Here is a 298-nt window from a genome sequence, read left to right on the forward strand (position 1 = left end):
TTATGCGACTTTATAATTTTCATGTCTACCGGCAAGTTATAGTCTCTTCCTTCGCCGCATAAACAGCACGTGCTCCACCAATTAGTTTTCCACGTGTCGTGGCCATCGTTACATGCGCACTTCCAATTTCCTTCACACCTGTACGAACCGGAACAGCTACATGCTTTAAATGCATACCGATAAATGTATCACCAATATCCATTCCTGCATCTGCTTTAATAAACTCAATTACTACCGCATCTTTCAAATTGTGATACGCATATGTTGCTAATGCACCACCTGCTGATCTAACAGGCGT

1 protein-coding gene is annotated in these 298 nt (G+C 42.3%); it reads right to left on the reverse strand.

Annotated elements, in window-relative coordinates; all coding sequences use genetic code 11:
- Positions 1-25: 25 nt before the first annotated feature.
- Positions 26-298: DUF436 family protein (locus ACSG5Z_RS30820; protein WP_435712854.1), on the reverse strand; the 273-nt coding region annotated here is incomplete at its 5' end.

The sequence above is a fragment of the Bacillus pretiosus genome (assembly GCF_051294775.1).
Lineage (GTDB): Bacteria > Bacillota > Bacilli > Bacillales > Bacillaceae_G > Bacillus_A > Bacillus_A wiedmannii.